The organism is Mycobacterium sp. NTMscope_MAC_269, from assembly GCF_976985695.1.
Window position 1 is genome coordinate 2,779,438 of record NZ_OZ335668.1, and the last position, 18,495, is coordinate 2,797,932.

Genomic DNA, 18,495 nt, shown 5'->3' on the forward strand with positions numbered 1-18,495 from the left:
AATGCCGCTGCTCCACGAGGGCGAGACACTGACGGCGTCGACGGAGGTGCGCGCTCCGGCGGAGCGCATCTACGCCGTCATCTCCGACGTCACGCGAATCCCCGAGTGGAGTCCCGAGACGACACGTGCGGAGTGGCTGGGTCCGGACCGTTTCCGTGCGTGGAATCGTCGCCGACTCGGCCGGTGGCGGACCGTGGCGAACGTCGTCGAAGCGGCGCCAGGACAGAGGTTTTCGTTCGTCGTCCAGGCCATGGGCGGGGACTGGACGCAGTGGACGTATCTCATCGAACCCGGTTCCACCGCCGGCACGGCGCGCCTCACCGAAGAGTTCCGGATGTGCGTTCAACTGCCTTTCGGCGTGCTGATTTTCGAGTACCTGTTCTTGTTCGTCAGGGATCGTCGCAAGGACCTGCAAAGGAACCTTGACCTTTCGGTGGACCGGATCCGCGCGATCGTGGAAGCGGGAAATTCATGAAGTATCAAGGGCGTATCGCCGTCGTCACAGGTGCCGGCTCTGGCATCGGCCGCGCATTGACGCGGTCGCTCACCTCGGACGGCGCGCACGTCGCGGCTTCCGACATCGACGAAAAGGGCCTTGCCGAGACCCAGGCCGCGTGCCGGCCCGGCCAGGTGACGCCGTACCGGGTCGACGTGGCGGACCGGGACGCGGTGCTGAGCTTCGCCGAGGACGTGCGCGGGCAGCTCGGGCCCGCCTCAATGTTGTTCAACAATGCCGGAGTTGACCTGTTCGCGAGCGTGGCGGACATGTCGTGGACCGATTTCGATTGGCTCATCGGCATCAACGTCGGCGGCGTTGTCAATGGGACCAAGGCGTTCCTGCCGCAGCTGATCGAGTCCGGCACTTCGGAGCGCCCCGCGCGATTGGTGAACCTGTCCAGCGCCTTCGGACTGATCGCGGTGCCCTATCAGGGCGCCTACAGCACGGCGAAGTTCGCGGTGCGCGGTTTCACCGAGGCGCTGCGCCAGGAAATGATCATCGAACGCCATCCGGTGACGGTGCACTGCGTGCACCCCGGCGTGGTCCGAACCAACTTCGGGACCAACATGCGCGCCGCGGCCACCGAGGATCCCGACATGGCCGCGAAACTCTTCGCGCGCGCAGCGCTCACCTCGCCCGAGAAGGCCGCTCGCCTCATTCTCCGCGGGGCCGAGAAGAACCGGGCCAGAATCCTCATCGGGCCCGACGGACGCGCGATAGCCGCGATGCCCCGGCTGCTCGGCGCGCACTACGCCGCTCTGCAGGCCCACGCCGCACGAGTGACGAACGCCCGTTCGGGCCGCGCCGGCACCTGACTAGCGCAGCACTCGGACCGGGACGTTGTTCCAGCCGGCGACGTTTTGCATGTTGACGCGGCGACAGCCGGCCCAGTCCACCTCGTAGCGCGGTATGTGATCGAGCAACCTCTGCAGTGCGACAACGCTTTCCATCCGCGCCAGCGCCGCCCCGAGGCAGCTGTGGATGCCGTAGCCGAACCCGAGGTTCTGAGCCTCGGCGCGGTCGCGGTCGATGTCGAAGACCTCTGGCTTCGTCCAGGCGTCGGGATCACGGTTGGCCGAGCCCAGGAGCAGGAACACCGGCTTGCCGGCCGGGATGGTGACGCCGTGCAGGGTGACATCCTCGCGCGAACAGCGCACGTTGTACTGGTTCGGGGATTCGTAGCGCAGCACCTCTTCAACCGCGGCCGTGACCCTGCTGCGGTCGTCGAGGAGCTTCTGCCACTGCTCGGGATGGTGCGCAAACAGCACCACCGCGTTCGCGACCAGCTTGGTCACCGTCTCGGCGCCCGCCCCGCCCAATAGCACGGCGAACTGGGCGATTTCGATGTTGTCCAACGCGGTGAGCTCACCGTTCTCGCGCTCCACCCGGGCCGCCACCAACGCGCTGATCATGTCGTCGCGCGGCGCGGCCCTGCGCTCCTTCACCAACTGGTAGTAGGCGATCGCCATTTGCGTGGCGGCCTGGAAGCCGGCTTCCGACATCTCGACCTCGCCCGGCTCACGGTGCAGGAATTCGTCGAGCCACAGCCTGATCTGCTGGCGATCCTCCTCGGGGACGCCCAGCATGGTTGTGATGACTTCGACGGGGAACAACGCCGAAAAATCCTGGACGACATCGAATCCCGCGGGATCGGTGGCGGAAAGATAGCGGTCGATCAGGCCGGTCACCAGCGGGCGCATCGCTTCGATGGCGCGCGGAGTGAACACCTTGTTGACCAGGCCGCGCATGTGCCGATGCTCGGGCGGGTCCATCATGATGATCGACTTGTGCCCCATGGGTTCCTCCGAGCGCACCGCCGCGAGGTCCACCCCGCGCGCCGACGAATACGTCTCGAAGTTCTTGTACGCCGTAGCGACATCCACGTGGCGACTGAGCGCGTAGAAATCGTACCGTTCGCTGTAGTAGACCGGGGCTTCCTCCCGCATCCGGCGATACGTCTCGTACGGCCCGTTGAAGAAGTCCTCCGAAAAGGGGTCGAATTCCAGTTCGGCGACGGTCATTTCGACGCCTCCTTGAGCCGCCGGTGGGTGCGGGCCCGCGCGATCCGCAGGGCGGTATTGGCATAGAACCGCAACGGACTGCCGAATGGCGGCGCCGCGGTTCCGGTGATGCTGAACGGCAGGTCGTTGCCGACCACGGTGCGGTAATGACTGAACGCGTCGAAGCCGGCCTTGCCGTGATAGGCGCCCATCCCGCTGCGCCCCACTCCCCCGAACGGCGCCGCGGACGGGATCATCTGCGCCGCAAAGTCGTTGCGGGCCACGCCGCCACTGCGGGTGTTGCGGACAAAGGTGCGGAAATCGTCGCCGTCGGGACCGTACCAGTAGGCCACCAGGGGCGCCGGCCGGCGGTTGATGTAGTCGATCGCCTCGTTCAGGCGCGAGTAGCCCAGGACGGCCAGCACGGGGCCGAAGACCTCTTCGTCGGCGATGAGCATCCGGTCGTCGATGTCGCGGACAAGGGTGGGCGCGATTTTGCGGCTGGCGGGGTCGGGCAGTGATTCACGCTCCGGTGCAATCGTTTCCACGCGCGCACCGTGCGCCCGCGCATCGTCGATCAGGCGCACCACCCGGTCGAAATTTGCCTGGTTGACGCTGGAGCAGTAATCGGCGTTGGCGATCACCGTCGGGAACATGCCGCGCAGCGTTTCGCGGGCGGTGTCGACGAAGGCCTCGACGTGGTCGTCGGGCACCATGACGTAATCGGGGCAGACGCAGACCTGTCCGCCGTTGACCATCCGGGCGCGGGCGATGCGCGCCGCCGACCGTGCGATGTCAGCGCCCGGCGCAACGACCACCGGGTTCTTGCCGCCGAGTTCCAACGTCACCGGAACGAGGTTCCGGGCGGCCGCGCGTTGCACCAGTGCGCCCACCGACGGCGAGCCAGTGAAGAACAGGTGATCGAAGGGCAACTCCGCGAACGCGGCCGCGACATCGGCCCCGCCGGTGACCACCTCGAGCTCGGTCGGGTCGAAGTACTTCGGCGCGGTCGCCGCCATCAGATCCGCGGTGTGCGCGGTGATCTCCGACATCTTGATCATCACCCGGTTACCGGCAGCGAACGCCGCCGACGCGGGCAGCACCACGAGATTGACCGGGAAGTTCCACGGTCCGATCACCCCGACGACGCCGAGCGGGGTGGGCTGGACTTCGGCCCGCAGCCCGCACAGCCGGGCGGCGAGCATCAGCTTGGACGGACGCATCCATTGCGCCACATGGGATCTGGTGTGTTCGACCACCGAGGTGATCCCGATGATCTCGGTGAACAACGAGGCCGCCCTGGACCGGGTGCCGTAGTCGGCCGCCATGGCTTCGATGAACGCGTCGCTGTTGTCCAACAGCAGCGCCATCAGCCGATCGATGCGGTTGCACCGGACCGCGGCGGTGGGCGGCCCCTCGTCCACAAAGGATCGCCGCTGCCGGTCCAGCATCGCCTGCAAATCGGCCCGCTGCTGCCCCGCCGGACTGTCAACCTGTTGGCCAACTGCACCCATGGCTGCACAGCTTACGGCAGCCGTAGCCGCGACGATATAGTCTACTGTAATCTTTACAGTACGAGGCAATCCTTTCAGTGCGACCGTGTACCCGAGCCAGAGAGCAGCCGTGGAAAGTCAGCTTCAGGACGCCGTCGCCGGCGATAAGCCGAACGACTACCTCCGTGACCCGTACCCCTACTTCGCGCGGAAGCGCAGCGAGGGCGGGGTCTATCACGGCACCGTCATGGACTACGCCAAGACCCCCGAGTCGCTGCGACCCAAGCGGTCTTTCGCGGCGGTGTCGTTCGACGCGGTGAACAAGGCGTTTCGCGACGGCCGGGTGTTCAGTTCGGCGATGTACGACACCACCATCGGCCTGTTCATGGGGCCGACCATCCTGGCGATGGAGGGCAAAAAGCACCGCGACCACCGCAACCTGGTGTCCGCGGCGTTCAAGTCCAAGGCCCTGGCCCGCTGGGAGCCCACCGTCGTGCGGCCGATCTGCAACGCCCTCATCGACGAATTCATCGACGCCGGCCAGGCCGATCTGGTCCGCCAGATCACGTTCGAGTTCCCCACCCGGGTCATCGCCACGCTGTTAGGTCTGCCCGAAGATGACCTGCCCATGTTCCACCGGCGCGCGGTGGAATTGATCAGCTACGCGGTCAAGTACGAACGCGCCTTTGAAGCGTCGGCGGCGTTGAAGGACTACTTCCTCGAGCAGATCGAAGCGCGCAAGGCCAAGCCGACCGAAGACATCATCGGTGACTTGGTCACCGCGGAGATCGATGGCGAAAAGCTCAGCGACGAAGCCATCTACTCGTTTTTGCGGCTGCTCCTGCCCGCCGGGTTGGAAACCACCTACCGGTCCTCGGGCAACCTGCTCTTCCTGCTCCTGACCCACCCCGAGCAGCTCGCCGCGGTGCAGGCCGACAGCACGTTGATCGCCCCGGCGATCGAGGAGGGGCTGCGCTTCGAGACGCCGTTGACCACGGTGCAGCGGTTCACCGCCGAAGACACCGAACTAGAGGGGGTCAAGATTCCGGCCCGGTCGGTTCTCGACGTGTGTATCGGCTCGGCGAATCGCGATGAACGCCGCTGGGAGCGACCGGAAGAGTTCGATATCTTCCGTGCGCACGTACCGCACATCTCGTTTGCCGCCGGCGAGCACACCTGCCTGGGTTTGCACCTCGCGCGCATGGAAACCCGGGTCGCACTCGAATGCCTGCTGGATCGGGTGACCAACCTCAACCTGCTCACCGATGACGATCCGCATGTCCACGGTCAGCCGTTCCGTTCGCCCACCGCGCTTCCGGTTACGTTCGACGCGAAGTAGGGTCCCGGGAATGGTCAAGGTAATGCAGGGCTTTCGGGTCCTCGAGGTTGCGCAGTTCACGTTCGTCCCCGCCGCCGGTGCGATCCTCGCCGACTGGGGCGCCGACGTCATCAAGGTCGAGCACCCGGCGCGCGGCGACACCCAGCGCGGCTTCGTCAACATGGGTGGGTTCCAGCTCGATCCCGACCGGCATCCGTTGATAGAGCATCCCAACCGCGGCAAGCGCAGCGTCGGGATCGACGTCTCCACGCCCGGCGGTCAAGAAGTGATCTACGAGCTGGCCAAGACCGCCGATGTGTTCCTGACCAACTACATGCCTGCGCAGCGGCAGAAGCACAAGTTCGATGTGGAACACATCCGCGCCGTGAACCCCAACATCGTGTATGCCCGCGGCAGCGCCTACGGCGACAAGGGAGCCGAACGTGACGTCGGCGGCTACGACGGGACCGCGTTCTGGACGCGCAGCGGCGTGGGGTACGCGCTGACGCCCGAGGAGTTGGGCGGCGCACTGGGACAAGGCATTCCCGCATTCGGTGACTCGATCGGCGGCATGTTCATCGCGGGCGGCATCTCGGCCGCGTTGCTGCACCGCGAGCGCACCGGCGAGGCCGTCGAGCTCGATGTGTCGCTGCTGAGCACGGCGTGGTGGGCGGCGGGCGCCAGCGTCACGCAGGGCATGGAAACCGGCGAGGTCATGCGCACCCCCATGCCGGGATCTGCGGCCGCATCCGTGAATCCCTTTCTGGGCAACTACGAAACGTCCGACGGCGGCACCATCAACCTGTGCATCGTCAGCCCGACGGGCTACATTCGCGACACTTTCGAGCACCTCGGCATGCCCGAGGCGGCCGACGACCCCCGCTTCTCCGACGTGCTGCCCTTGATCCAAAACGCCGATGCGGCCGCCGAACTGATCGCAAAGGCCTTCGCCGGCAAGCCTTTCGACTACTGGCGACAGCACCTGAAGACGATGAAAGGCCAGTGGGCGCCGTTCCAGAGCCTCATCGATCTTGCCGGCGACGAGCAAGCGCTCGCCAACGACATGATCGTCGAAGTCGAGGCCAACGACGGCGGTGCACCATTCAAGGTCGTCCGCGGACCGGTGCAGTTCAACCACGAACCGCTCGTCACCACTCGGGCCCCGCAGGCATCCGAGCACACCGAAATCGTTCTGATGGAACTCGGAATGGAGTGGGACCGTATCGCCGAGCTCAAAGAATCAGGAGCTATCGCGTGAATCGCGCCGGCGACGATGCAGAGCGAAGCGATGAGGAGGAGAGGCGCATATGAATCGCGCCGGCGACGATGCAGAGCGAAGCGATGAGGAGGAGAGGCGCATATGAATGACGTCGCGATCATCGGCGTGGGCCTGCACCCCTTCGGACGCTTCGAAGGCAAGTCCGCGATGGAGATGGGTGTCGACGCCATCCGGATCGCGGTCGACGACGCGGGCGTGCAGTGGAGGGACGTCCAGGCCGCCACCGGAGGCAGCTGGACGGTCGCCAACCCCGACGCGATCGTCGGCATGGTCGGGCTCTCGGGTATTCCCTTCACCAACGTGTTCAACGCCTGCGCGACGGCGGCCAGCGCCGCCAAGGCCTGCGCCGACGGAATCCGGTTGGGCGACTACGACATCGGGATCGCCCTCGGCCTGGACAAGCATCCGCGCGGCGCGTTCATCGAGGACCCGGCTCTGGTAGGGATGCCGCGTTGGTATGCCGAGAACGGGCAGTACCTGACCACCCAGTTCTTCGGCATGAAGGCCAACCGCTACCTGCACGAGCACGGCATCTCCCAGCGGTCGCTGGCCAAGGTGGCCGCCAAGAACTTCCGTAACGGCGCGCAGAACCCGAACGCGTTTCGGCGCAAACCGATTCCGGAAGACGAGATCCTCAACTCGACGATGTTGAACTATCCGCTCACGCAGTACATGTTCTGTGCGCCCGACGAGGGTGCCGCCGCCGTGGTCATGTGCCGCGCCGACATCGCGCACCGCTATACCGATAAGCCGGTCTTCCTGCGGGCGGTCGAGGTGCGCACCCGCCGCTACGGCGCCTACGAGGTGAACACCACCTTCGCCCCGGTCGACGAGGATGTGGCGCCGACCGTATATGCAGCCAGGGCCGCATTCGAAAAGGCGGGTGTGGCACCGAAGGACGTCGACGTCATTCAGCTGCAGGACACCGACGCCGGCGCCGAGATCATTCACATGGCCGAATGCGGGTTCTGCGCCGACGGTGAGCAGGAGAAGCTGCTAGCCGACGGTGCCACCGAGATCACCGGCTCGATGCCGATCAATACCGACGGCGGGCTGATCGCCAACGGCGAACCGATCGGGGCGTCCGGTTTGCGCCAGATCCACGAGTTGGTGCGCCAACTTCGCGGCGAGGCGGGCGATCGCCAGGTGCCCGGCGAACCGCGCGTCGGCTTCGCCCAGCTCTACGGCGCGCCCGGTACCGCCGCGGCCACCATCCTCACCACCTGACCTCGGCGAGCAGACGCAGAATCGCACGATTCGAGTCTCGAATCTGCGATTCTGCGTCTGCTCGCGCAAAGAAAGGGCACCTGTCCGATGGCTCAATTCACCAGGGCGCCGATCTTCGACGCCGACCAGCACATGTACGAAACACCGGAAGCGCTGACGAAGTTCCTTCCGGAAAGGTATTCGCGGGCCGTCCAATTCGCCCAATTCGGGCGGCAAACCCGCATCGTGATCAACAACAGGGTCAGTGACTTCATCCCCAACCCGACGTTCGAGCGCGTCGCCGCGCCCGGCGCGCACGAGAGGTTCTTCGCCGGGGAAAACACCGAGGGCCTCACGCTGCGCGAGATGCAGGGCGCGGCCATCGCGGCGCCGGCCGCGACCCGCAATCCCGTCGATCGGCTGGCCGAACTCGACCGCCAGGGTGTCGTCGAGGCGCTGAACTACCCGACGCTGGCCAGCCTGGTCGAGCACTCCTCGGCCGACGACCCCGAGTTGACGCTGGCGATCGTCCACGCGTTGAACCAGTGGATGGCCGAACACTGGACCTACAACTACGCCGAGCGCGTCTTCTCCACGCCCATCATCAATTTGTCCGAGGTCGATGCCGCCCAGCGCGAGCTGGACTACCTGCTGGGCAACGGCGTTCGGGCGGCGCTGATCAAACCGGGTCCGGTGAACGGCGTCCACGGCTGGCGGTCGCCGGCCCTACCCGAATTCGACCCGTTCTGGCGTGATGTCGAGGCCGCGGGCCTGCCGATCGTGCTGCATGCCAGCTACCCGCCGCTGGACGACTATGTCGGCACGTGGGAACCGCCCCACACCCAGAACTTCATGGCCATGAGCGCTTTTCGCTGGATGGTGCTGGGCCATCGCGAAATCGCCGACATGATCACCAGCCTGATCTGCCACGGCACCCTGACCCGTTTCCCCAAGCTGCGCATCGCCAGCGTCGAGAACGGCAGTTCGTCGATCTTCCCGCTGTTCAACGACTTCGAAGACCTGTACAAGAAGATGCCGCAGAATTTCCCGGAGCATCCGCACGACGTGTTCCGGCGCAACATCTGGGTGAGCCCGTTCTGGGAGGGCTGCGTGGCCGACGTCGTCGACACGGTCGGATGGGACCGAGTGCTGTTCGGCTCCGACTACCCGCACCCCGAAGGCCTCCCCGAACCCAAGGGCTTCTGGAAATACGCCGACGACATGGACGAGCGGCGCACCTATGACTTCATGGGCGACAACGCGCGCCGCTTCATGGGCCTGCCGATCGCCAACCCCGACCCCACGGCGGTCAACCCGCCCGCCCTCGCAGGCACCGGTTAGCCCCGCCGAGCAGACGCAGAATCGCACGATTCGAGTTTCGGACGTGCGATTCTGCGTCTGCTCGCGCTAGGAAGCCTTCTGTGCGACCGGCGCATAGGCCGGCTTGCCGAGGCCGAGCATGTATTGCGCGATCATGTTGCGGAAGACCTCGAGGGTGCCGCCGTAAATCCCGACCAGCGGCGCGAACCGGAAGACATACTCCGCGGCGCCGTCGTCGGCCGCACCGTCGGTGCCGATCGGCAGGGTGGACGCCGTGCCCAGGATGTCCATCAGATCCGGGGAGATATCGCGCATCGTCTGCGCGAGCGCGACGCGGCCGAAGATGCTGGGCGCGCTGAGCGCGGCTTCCATCCGCGCGGCGCTGCGCCCCAACCGGTACGCCACCGCCGAATCGTCAATGAGCCTGCGCCCGTTCGGATCCGGCTCTGACACCTTGCCGGCGGCCTTGTCCAGCGCGTCGGCCATGAAACCGGCCTGATGCATCATGATCGACACATCCTGCAGGCCGTCGGGGGAGGCCGCCACCGCACCGTGCTCGACGTTGAGCGGTTCGCGCAGCACGGTCCATCCCGCGTTCACGTCGCCCAGCCGGTACTTGTCGTCGACGCGCACGTCGCTGTAGTAGACGATATTGGTGCGATCGCCGTCGACCGTGCGGATGCCCTGGATCTCGATGCCCTCTGAGTCCAGCGGGACCAGGAACATGGTCAGGCTCTTGTGCTTCGGGGCAGTCGGGTCGGTGTTGGTGATGAGGAACACGTATCGGCAGTTGTGTGCGCCGGTGGTAAACATCTTGGAGCCGTTGACAATCCAGCCGTTGCCGTCGCGCACCGCACGGGTTTTGCAGGTGGCGATGTCGGATCCGCCCTCGGGCTCGGTGTAGCCCAGGCACAGCCGAACATGGCCGCTGAAGACGCCCGGCAGCACTTCCTCCTTCAGTTCGGCGGACCCGAACCTCGCGACCGAACGCGCCACCATGGCGGTGGTCCCCCAGGTCACCCAGGGCACGTGGGCACGCCGCTTCTCCAGTTCCCAGATACGGCGATGCACCCGGCTGAAACCGCCTTCGGCTTCCGGCTTCCATTCGCGTTCCAGGTATCCGGCGGCACCCAGCGCCAGGTGCACCCCCTCGTCGAAGTTGTCGCCTGTCTCGCGGTCCCGGCGCTTGACGTCCTCCGTCACATGCGTGCGCAGGAAATCGCGCGCTTCGTCGAGGAAACGCTGGTCGTCGTCGGACAGCGTGACGCGGGAGAAATCCACTATGCGCCCTTTCTCGAGTCGCCTTCGCGTGCCGCCACGAGCTCGCCGATGTACTTCGCGCTGGCGCCGGGATCCCCGCCGGCCAGGGCCCAGCCGCGGGCACGCACCAGATACGCCGTCGCCGCCGCCTCCGCCGAAACACCGAGGCCGCCTTGCACATGCACCGCCATGGTCGCGGCCTTCGCCGCCTCCTCGGCCATGAACACGAACGCCGAGGGCGCGAGCTCGGGCCGTTCGTCGGGCTCGTTGTCCAGGAACCACGCCGCGCGGCGCGCCAGATTGCGGCCGCCCTGCACGGTGATGGCGATGTTGGCCAGCGGGTGCGAGATCCCCTGCAAGGTCGAAATCGGCACTCCAAGCGTGTAGCGGGTCTTTGCGAACTCGGCGGCGATCGTCATGGTCTCTTCCACCAGACCCACCAGCGCCGCGGCGGACAGCACACGCCACTCATCCAGCGCCCGTTGATATTCCGCCAGCGCCTCTGGGCCGCCGGCCAACACGGTGCGCGTGTCGGCGGCCGCCGGATCCACCCAAGCCATCGGCAGCCGGCCGATGTTGTCCACCTTCGTCGGGCGGGTACCGAAACTCAGCGCCACGACATCCGCGCCGTCGCGCACGATGATCTGGTCGGCGATCGACCCGGTGGGCAGCAGCCGCAACCCGGAGGTGCTGTCGTGCTGCGGATCGAACGCGGCCAGTCGCTTACCTTGAACCACATCGGGTTCCGCCGCGCCAAGCCGGGCCAGCAGACGCGCGGTGCAGACCTGGTCGATCCACGGCACCGGCGCCAGCGACCGGCCGACCTCCTCGGCGACCAAGGTCAGATCGACGAGCGTCGCACCGTCTCCGCCCGCGGATTCCGGCACGGCCATCGTCGTTGCGCCCATGGCGCACAACCGCTCCCAGAGGTTCTTGTCGAAGCCGGTCTCCTCCGCGGCGCGCACCGTCTCGATCGGGCAATGCGTCTTGAAGAAATCGCGGTACGCGGCCTGCAACGCCTCGTGATCCGACGTCAGGCTGTAGTCGAGCCTGCGAAGTTCGTAACGGTCCATACTCAGCGCTCCTCCTGGCCACCGAAGAAGAATTCGTGGGCGTTGTTGTAGAGATAGTTTTCGAGGACATCGGCGGGCAGATCCAGCGCGGCGGCCTCGGGCACGACGCGGTGCATTTTCAGGACGGGCCAATCGGAAGCGAACATCACCTTGCCCTTCCCGCGGGTCCGCATGTAGTGCAGCAGACTCTCCGGTAATCGCTTCGGCGACCACGCCGACGTCATCAGGCGCAGGTTGGCGTATTTGATCAGCAGTCTGATCGCGACGTCCCACCAGGGATCCGCGCCGTGGATCATGCACAGCTTCAGTTCCGGGAATCGCACACAGACCCGGTCGAGATGGATCGGATTCTGCACCTCCCCGGGAATGGGTGGACCCGGGATGCCGGTGTTGATGCACAGCGGCAACTCGAGCTCGGCGCATTTGGTGTAGAGCGGGTAATAGACGGCGTCGCTGGGCGGGTACTGGCCGTCGCCCCAAAAGCTCGGCCCCACAGCCGCATACGCCACGGGGAGGTCGTCGACGACGGCAGAGAGTTCCCGCAGCGAAGGAATGGGCCGCAGCAGGTTCACCCCGCCCATCGCCAGGGCGAACCGCTCGGGCTTCTCCTCGACGAACTTGCGCGCCGTCACCGACGGCTTAACGAGGTTGTCCATCAGGATGGCTTTGTGCACGCCCTGTTCGTCCATTTCGTCGATCAGCGCGGACAACTCGACGGGCGCGAACATGGACTCCGGACCCTTGAAGTAGTCGTCACGTACCTTGAGCATCCAGGTCGGTTGCTTCTCGGTCTCGCCGAAATGCACGTTGACCAGGCAATCGATTGCTTTCATGTGGACATCGGCGCCTTTGCTGTCGCGTGACGTTTCGCCCAACGGTAATCGGCCTTGCCGTTGCCCAGGCGTTGGACGTGCTCGACGAAGAGGAATTCCTTGGGCGCCTTGAACCGTGCCAGTTGTGCGGTGCACAGCGTGTGCAGTTCGTCGGGCGTCGCGGCGGCCTCCGGGCGGACTTCGACGAGAGCGACGAGTTCTTCTCCCCAGCGCTCGCTGGGGCGCCCGACCACCAGCGCGTCGGCGATCGCCGGGTGGGCGCGCAGCACCTCTTCGACCTCCTCGACGAAGACTTTCTCGCCGCCGGTGTTGACCACCAGCGAGTCCCGGCCGAACAGCCGCAGCGTGCCGTCGGGCTCCAGCCCGGCGCGGTCGCCCGATATCACGACCCGCTTGCCGTCGATCTCGGGAAAGGTCTTGCGGGTGGCGTCGGGATCGTTGAAGTAGCCCAACGGGATTCGGCCTTCCCTGGCGACCCAGCCCACCTCGGGCTCGCCCGGACACAGGAAGTGGCTGTAGTCCTCGGAGAGAACCAGTCCCCCGTCCCGCAGGGTGAACGTCTCGGATTGCGTGTCGCGCCGGCTGTGGCCGAATCCCATGTTTCCGGTCTCCGACGAGCCGTACCCGTTGATGACCGTGACCTGGGGGATCAACTCCACAAGGGCGCGTTGATATTTCGGGTTCGTTGCGGCGCCGCCGGTGCCTATCGCGTACAGCGACGACAGGTCGTAGGTGCCGCGACGCAGTTCGGCCACCAATGGCGCGGCGTAGGCGTCGCCGACCATCGTCATCAAACCGACCTTCTCCCGCTGCGCCGTTTCCAACACCGTTCGCGGATCGAGTTTTTTGCCGGTGTCGTACATCACCACGGGCGTGCCCGCCATGATCGCCGAGAACGCCGTCCACATGCCGGCCGCGTGCATCAATGGCGACACCGCGAACCACGGCGCCCCGGCCGCCCCCCGTACCTTGTCGTGAATCTCCGCAGCGCAGGCATGATCCGCACCCACCATCGACGACACATAGATGTCGGACTGCCGCCACAGCACACCCTTGGGCCGACCGGTCGTGCCGCCGGTGCAGATCATCAGCAGGTCATCCGGCGAACCGGTCACACGCTGATCGGCATCCCCTTGCGCCAGCGCGTCTTCCAGTGCCACCGCGCCCGGAAGGTCCGGCGCCTCGCTGCCGTCATCGACCGCGATCAACAGATCGGTGCCCGCGCGGGCCAGGACGTCGGCGAACTTGGCGCCCAGCGCACGGTGGTAAATGACCGCCCGAGGCTGTACGTAATCGAGAAGTTCACCGACCTCGCGCGGCGTGTAGTAGTAGTTGATGTTCACCGGGACGGTCCGCGCCTTGAGGCAGCCGATGACCATGTCGGGGTACAGGTCGTTGTGCATCACCAGCGCAACACGGTCCTGCCCGCATTCCCAGTTCTGCAATTCCGCGCGCTCCCGGTGCGCACCAAATCCCCTGCTCGCCAAGAAGTTCGCCAGCCGGCGGGTACGGTCCGCCGATTCGGCGAAGGTGCTGCGACGCTCGCCGCACACCGTCATCGTCCGGTCGCCGATGACGTCGGCGATCTCGTCGAGCACCGCCCCGATGGTCCATTCACTCACGGAAGTACCCGCGCCCCGATAGTCAGGCCGCCGAGCCGACTTGGACGCCGAGGAGGTCGAGCGCGTTGTCCCGCATGATCTTTCGGATGTCGGACTCGCCGAAACCCTTCAGCTCCTCGACAAACGACACCGGCGATTCGAGCCCTTCCCCGTGCGGCCAGTCGGAACCGAACAGGATCTTGTCGACGCCGATGACTTCGGCCAGCTCCGGCAGGTCGTCCTCGTAGTAGGGGGCGATCCACACGTTGCTGCGCAGCTGGTCCACCGGGTCTACGGGGAAATGCTGGGGTTGGTTGTTGGCCGCCTTCTTCAGGCGCTTGATCAGCCGGTGCACGAAGTAGGAACCGTTTTCGATGCTGACCGCCTTGAGCTTCGGATGACGGGTGAACACCCCGTGCACGATCATCGAGGCCATCGTGTCGTGGATGGCCCGGTCGTCGAGAAGCACTTGATCCAGAGGGTCTTTCGCACCGAACCCCTCGAACGTCGACTTGCCGCCCCACATCGCCGCGATGTGTAGATAGCCGCTGTCGGACAGGTGGAATCCCACCGGCACTCCCGCTTCTGCCAGCCTGGCCCATACCGGGTCGTGGCTGGGATCGCCCAGCGACCGCGGCTTGACGAGGCCGGGCACCGGCGCCGGCCGCACCAGCACCAGCTTGGCGCCGCGCGCCAGCACGAACTCGACCTCTTCGACGGCTTTGACCGGATCGGCCAGCGAGATGATCGGCGCGGAGATGATGCGGTGATCGGGACGGTCGAAGCCCCAGTCCTCGTCGAGCCACAGGTTGAACGCGTGCACCGAGGCCATCGTCGCCTCGATGTCGTGTTTGAGCGCCTCTTCCACCCCGCAGCCGAAAGTCGGCAGCATGAACACCGTCTCGATGTCCTGGGTGTCCATCACCGCGATGCGGGCGTCGCGGTTCTGATATTCGGGGTGAGCCGCCAGCCGCTCGACCTTCATCAGCGAGGCCGGGTCGACGCCTTCGGGAATCTCGCCGCGGAACAACAGGTCCAGGCAGCCCGGCACGATGATCGGGTCGAAGGTGGGGTTGGGGATGAAATGGTTGACGCGGTCCCCGATTACGGCCCAGGTGCGCTTGCCCTCGTTGACCATCTGGACGCCGCGTCGCTTGAACCGCTTGTCCAAGTGACGGGTGAACGAGTCCAGCGGCTCGTAGTAGTGGTTGTCGACATCGATCGGTTGATAGTTCAGGGTGGTCATGATGTTCCTTTCCGGCTGGTTAGGTGGCCAACGGCGGGAACCGCGGTGGCCGCTTCTCCAGGAAGCTCGTGATGCCTTCGACAACGTCGGGCCGCAACAGCGACTCGTGCATGAGTGTTTCGGCGCGGGCGCTGACATCGGCGACATCGCGCAGCGCGTCGCCGTAGGCCTGCCGCTTGATCACCGCCAGCGACGCCGGTGAACAGTTGCGCGCGATGTCTTCGGCGTACGCCATGGCGTGGGCCATCAGCTGATCTGGCGCGACGACGTCGGTGACCAGTCCCAGTTCCGCGGCCTCCTCGGCGAAGAACGTGCGCCCGCTCAGCAGCAGGTCCATCGCCGGGCCCCAACCGGCGAGCCGCGGCAGGATCCAAGAGATCCCGTACTCGGCGATCAAACCGCGGCGGGTGAATGCGGTGGCGAATCTGGCTCCGGTCGCCGCGAACCTGACGTCACACATCAGCGCGTGGGTTAGACCGATGCCGACGCACGCGCCGTTGACTGCGGCGATGATCGGCTTGCGCAGCCCGGTGAGGAAGTGCGGGTGACGATCGCCCACCAACTTGGTGACGTCCGTGTCGCCGTCGCCGAGCTTTTCGTCGATGGATCCCGCGCCACCCAGATCCGCGCCCGCGCAGAATCCCCTGCCGGCACCCGTCAGCACGATCACCCGGACCGCGGGGTCGGCTTCGGCACGGTCGATGGTCGCGTAGAAGCCCCTCGAAATGTCGGGACCCCAGGCGTTGAGCCGCTCGGGGCGGTTGAAGGTCACGACCGCAACACCGGTTTCAGTGGTTTCATACAGCACCGCTTCATCGGTGACCACACGGTCGGCGGCACTCATCGAACCGTCCCCTCATAGCTGACCAGCTGGCGAGTTTGTACCCATACTGTATACCTATCGGTACCGCATTCCACAACTGCGCCCAAACCGCCGTGAACGGCGACTAAACAGCGATTTTGGGCGTCGTGGCCCCCACCGCGACGACGCCCCGAGCCGAGGGGCGGCAACGGCTGTGGCGATCGACACGCTGACCCATGTTTGCTTCGACCCCGTGATCGGGAACGCGTAGAGAAGCCAACCATCACATGGGGGAAGGAGAGGCAATGGTTGACACCAAGAGCGGCCCGGTCGAACTCGTTCGGGGCATCGTAGAAGACGTCCTCGGGAAGACCAAGCAGGTCATCGGCATCATCATCGGCCACAACGACCTGATCGAAGAGGGCAAGGCCCAGCAGGACAAGGCCGACGCCCAGCGCAGCGCCGGGAAAAAGGAAGCCGCCGCCGAGAAGGCTCGCGGCAAGGCCAAGACGTACGAGGAACGCGAGCGGGCCGAGCAGCAGTAAACGGCCAGCTGAGCGAGCGGGCCCGGTGATCCGACCGGGCCCGCTTCGCGTTGTAATCCGTTCTAGTGCAACACCGTTTGGATCAAGCCCAGGCGGTAGTAGGCCCGCTCGATCTGAGTCTTCGCCTCGGCGGGCAATTCGGCCTGCGGGGGGCGGGAATGCGGATACGCACCGATCGGCAACCCCAGCAGCGAAGCGGCGTACTTGAACGCGCCACCCCAGTGGGTGAAGTAATCCGCGCGCCCCGGGTAGCACGTCCACCACGACCCGACGTCGAGGTCGAACTGATCCATCCCGGACTCGCGGCCGTAATCCATGGCCTCGACGAGCTTGTCGCTCTGCACCAAATCCCAATACTCGGAAAACAATCGCCGCTCAGGCGTTTCGAACAGGTAGCCCGCGGTGCCCAGTTGGGCCGGGCACACGATCCCGTCACGCAGCCACCCGGCCCGGTAGACCGTCTTGTCGCATTCCCACACCGTCAGACCGGGCGCCAGCTCGTGCAGCAGACGGCTGCTCGCCGGCCGGAAGGCGCCCTCCTTCGTGGCGCACACCGCGGGCACCTCGTCGTAGATGCGTGCGCTCTCGGCCGGAGTCAACACGTAGCCCGACGACGGCGAATTGAACATGCCCAGAGCGATATTCGTGCGCGCGGCGATGTATTGGAAAAAGCGCAGCACGCCTTCGCCCCCGTGGGCTTCCATCATCGGCGTCTGGATGTAAACGATGTCGGCACCCACCTCCTGGGCGTGCAGCGTCAAATTCAGACAGTCCTTGGCCGACATCGCCGCCGTGCACGCCTGCACCACCACACCGGGATTGAGGCTGCGCGCCTCCTCGACCGCAACCTCCAGCAGGCGCTTCCGCTCGTCGAGTGTCAGCGACCAGAACTCCGCGATCCCACTGGTGCACCACAACATCGGGTGTCCGAGATCACCCACGCAGTAACGCACCAGCGTCCGGTAGGCGTCCCAGTCGATGTCGTCGCCGTCGGTGCCGCAGAACGGGGTATAAAGGGAGTCACCGATCCCCCGCAATGCGCCAGGCGCCCACGCGCGCGCTTCTGCTGCCGTAGCCACAGTCGACTCCTTCTGTCTACCAATCGATTTCTTCGACCCATGGTCAGGGGAAGTCAGGTGAAGTCTGAACCACCATCGACGTTGACGTTGGCTCCGGTCATGTAGGAGTTGCGCCGCGAAGCGAGGAACGCGGCGACCGGGCCGATCTCTTCGGGAAGGCCGGCCCGCGGCATATGCGCGGGGTGACCGAAATGCTTGCCGATGGCCTCCATCAGGGCATAGGGATCGTGGCCGTCGACACCCACCGAATCCGCCCAGCCCACCAGTGATTCCGAGGCGATGCTGCCCGGCGATACCACGTTGACCAAGATCTCGTCCTTGGCCAGCAACAGGGACAAATTCTTTGAAACACTCGTCAGCATCGACTTCGCCGCCGTGTACGCGGGCAGCATCACACTTTGTCGCTGGGTCGAGTGCGCCGAGAAGTTCACGATCCGCGCCCACTGCGCCTTGCGCAGCAGCGGCAGCGCGGCCCGCACGCAGCGCACCATGCCCAGCACCCCGTCTTCGACCGACTGCCGCCAGTGGTCATCGGTCAAATCCTCGAAGGTGCCCGCGGCGCCAGGCCCCACCGTGATGACCAGAGCGTTGAGTTCGCCGTCCCAGCGTCGTGAAAGCTCACCGAACACGTTGTTGACGGCGGTGTCGTCCCCGATGTCGGCGACGAGCCCGAGCGCGTCCGGGCTACCCCGCTGCGTGAGATCGGTCACCGCGGAGTCCAGCGCGTCACGGCTACGGCCGACCACTGCGACGCGGGCACCCTCGTCGGCGAGGCAGCGCGCGGTGGCCAAACCCATACCGCGGCTACCGCCGACCACCACCGCGGTGGCCTTTGCCAGCCCTAGATCCATTGCTTAATCCGTAGCTCTAACCTGGGCATTTTCGCCTGTCCAGCCGATTTACCAAAAAGCCTACGATAGGTATTACAGTAGCAGAGGGAA

At 65.7% G+C, this 18,495-nt stretch carries 17 protein-coding genes; 7 read left to right on the top strand and 10 right to left on the bottom strand.

What is annotated here, in order from left to right; translation table 11 throughout:
• Position 1: 1 nt before the first annotated feature.
• Entirely contained in the window at positions 2-475 is a 474-nt protein-coding gene (locus ACZ50Z_RS12850; protein ID WP_464483892.1) for an SRPBCC family protein, read from the top strand.
• Positions 472-1,314 (top strand): SDR family NAD(P)-dependent oxidoreductase, encoded by an 843-nt coding sequence (locus ACZ50Z_RS12855; protein WP_464483893.1) that lies wholly within the window; start codon positions 472-474, stop codon positions 1,312-1,314. Before ACZ50Z_RS12850 ends, ACZ50Z_RS12855 begins: the two co-directional genes overlap by 4 nt.
• Here ACZ50Z_RS12855 and ACZ50Z_RS12860 read toward each other — a convergent pair whose 3' ends face one another.
• Both ACZ50Z_RS12860 and ACZ50Z_RS12865 read right to left on the bottom strand, forming a co-directional pair.
• Entirely contained in the window at positions 1,315-2,520 is a 1,206-nt protein-coding gene (locus tag ACZ50Z_RS12860) for a cytochrome P450 (RefSeq protein WP_464483894.1), read from the bottom strand.
• Positions 2,517-4,013 carry an aldehyde dehydrogenase family protein gene (locus ACZ50Z_RS12865; protein ID WP_464483895.1) on the bottom strand — a complete coding sequence of 499 codons (1,497 nt, stop codon included), beginning with the start codon at positions 4,011-4,013 and terminating at the stop codon, positions 2,517-2,519. The genes ACZ50Z_RS12860 and ACZ50Z_RS12865 overlap by 4 nt, the downstream gene beginning before the upstream one ends.
• 109 nt (positions 4,014-4,122) lie before the next feature.
• Between ACZ50Z_RS12865 and ACZ50Z_RS12870 the strand changes: the two genes are divergently transcribed.
• From ACZ50Z_RS12870 to ACZ50Z_RS12885, 4 genes are all read left to right on the top strand, one after another.
• Positions 4,123-5,331, top strand: coding sequence for a cytochrome P450 (locus tag ACZ50Z_RS12870; protein WP_464483896.1), 1,209 nt, complete (start codon positions 4,123-4,125; stop codon positions 5,329-5,331).
• A gap of 22 nt (positions 5,332-5,353) precedes the next feature.
• Positions 5,354-6,568 carry a CaiB/BaiF CoA transferase family protein gene (locus ACZ50Z_RS12875; protein ID WP_464486217.1) on the top strand — a complete coding sequence of 405 codons (1,215 nt, stop codon included), beginning with the start codon at positions 5,354-5,356 and terminating at the stop codon, positions 6,566-6,568.
• A gap of 102 nt (positions 6,569-6,670) precedes the next feature.
• The gene (locus tag ACZ50Z_RS12880; RefSeq protein WP_464483897.1) at positions 6,671-7,816 is read left to right on the top strand and encodes a thiolase family protein; all 1,146 of its coding nucleotides are present in this window, start codon (positions 6,671-6,673) and stop codon (positions 7,814-7,816) included.
• 87 nt (positions 7,817-7,903) lie between these two features.
• Positions 7,904-9,136 (top strand): amidohydrolase family protein, encoded by a 1,233-nt coding sequence (locus tag ACZ50Z_RS12885; RefSeq protein ID WP_464483898.1) that lies wholly within the window; start codon positions 7,904-7,906, stop codon positions 9,134-9,136.
• A 66-nt stretch (positions 9,137-9,202) separates the two neighbouring features.
• On the opposite strand, the gene ACZ50Z_RS12890 is transcribed toward ACZ50Z_RS12885, so the two are convergent.
• Genes ACZ50Z_RS12890 through ACZ50Z_RS12915 form a run of 6 tightly spaced genes read right to left on the bottom strand, consistent with a single transcriptional unit; the run spans position 9,203 to position 15,972 of the window.
• On the bottom strand, positions 9,203-10,396 hold the full coding sequence (locus ACZ50Z_RS12890) for an acyl-CoA dehydrogenase family protein (RefSeq protein WP_464483899.1): 1,194 nt from the start codon (positions 10,394-10,396) through the stop codon (positions 9,203-9,205).
• Positions 10,396-11,448: an acyl-CoA dehydrogenase family protein gene (locus ACZ50Z_RS12895; protein ID WP_464483900.1), complete on the bottom strand. Its 1,053-nt coding sequence runs from the start codon at positions 11,446-11,448 to the stop codon at positions 10,396-10,398. Before ACZ50Z_RS12895 ends, ACZ50Z_RS12890 begins: the two co-directional genes overlap by 1 nt.
• Positions 11,449-11,450: 2 nt before the next feature.
• Positions 11,451-12,281, bottom strand: coding sequence for an amidohydrolase family protein (locus ACZ50Z_RS12900; protein WP_464483901.1), 831 nt, complete (start codon positions 12,279-12,281; stop codon positions 11,451-11,453).
• Positions 12,278-13,903 (bottom strand): acyl-CoA synthetase, encoded by a 1,626-nt coding sequence (locus ACZ50Z_RS12905; RefSeq protein WP_464483902.1) that lies wholly within the window; start codon positions 13,901-13,903, stop codon positions 12,278-12,280. The genes ACZ50Z_RS12900 and ACZ50Z_RS12905 overlap by 4 nt, the downstream gene beginning before the upstream one ends.
• Before the next feature lie 22 nt (positions 13,904-13,925).
• Positions 13,926-15,128 (bottom strand): amidohydrolase family protein, encoded by a 1,203-nt coding sequence (locus tag ACZ50Z_RS12910; RefSeq protein ID WP_464483903.1) that lies wholly within the window; start codon positions 15,126-15,128, stop codon positions 13,926-13,928.
• 19 nt (positions 15,129-15,147) lie between these two features.
• On the bottom strand, positions 15,148-15,972 hold the full coding sequence (locus ACZ50Z_RS12915) for an enoyl-CoA hydratase (protein ID WP_464483904.1): 825 nt from the start codon (positions 15,970-15,972) through the stop codon (positions 15,148-15,150).
• A gap of 263 nt (positions 15,973-16,235) precedes the next feature.
• Between ACZ50Z_RS12915 and mbp1 the strand changes: the two genes are divergently transcribed.
• Positions 16,236-16,475 carry a microaggregate-binding protein 1 gene (gene mbp1, locus ACZ50Z_RS12920; protein ID WP_464483905.1) on the top strand — a complete coding sequence of 80 codons (240 nt, stop codon included), beginning with the start codon at positions 16,236-16,238 and terminating at the stop codon, positions 16,473-16,475.
• Positions 16,476-16,537: 62 nt separating this feature from the next.
• On the opposite strand, the gene ACZ50Z_RS12925 is transcribed toward mbp1, so the two are convergent.
• Together ACZ50Z_RS12925 and ACZ50Z_RS12930 are read right to left on the bottom strand one after the other, a co-directional pair.
• Entirely contained in the window at positions 16,538-17,554 is a 1,017-nt protein-coding gene (locus tag ACZ50Z_RS12925; RefSeq protein WP_464483906.1) for a dihydrodipicolinate synthase family protein, read from the bottom strand.
• A 53-nt stretch (positions 17,555-17,607) separates the two neighbouring features.
• On the bottom strand, positions 17,608-18,405 hold the full coding sequence (locus ACZ50Z_RS12930) for an SDR family NAD(P)-dependent oxidoreductase (RefSeq protein ID WP_464483907.1): 798 nt from the start codon (positions 18,403-18,405) through the stop codon (positions 17,608-17,610).
• Between the last annotated feature and the right edge of the window lie 90 nt (positions 18,406-18,495).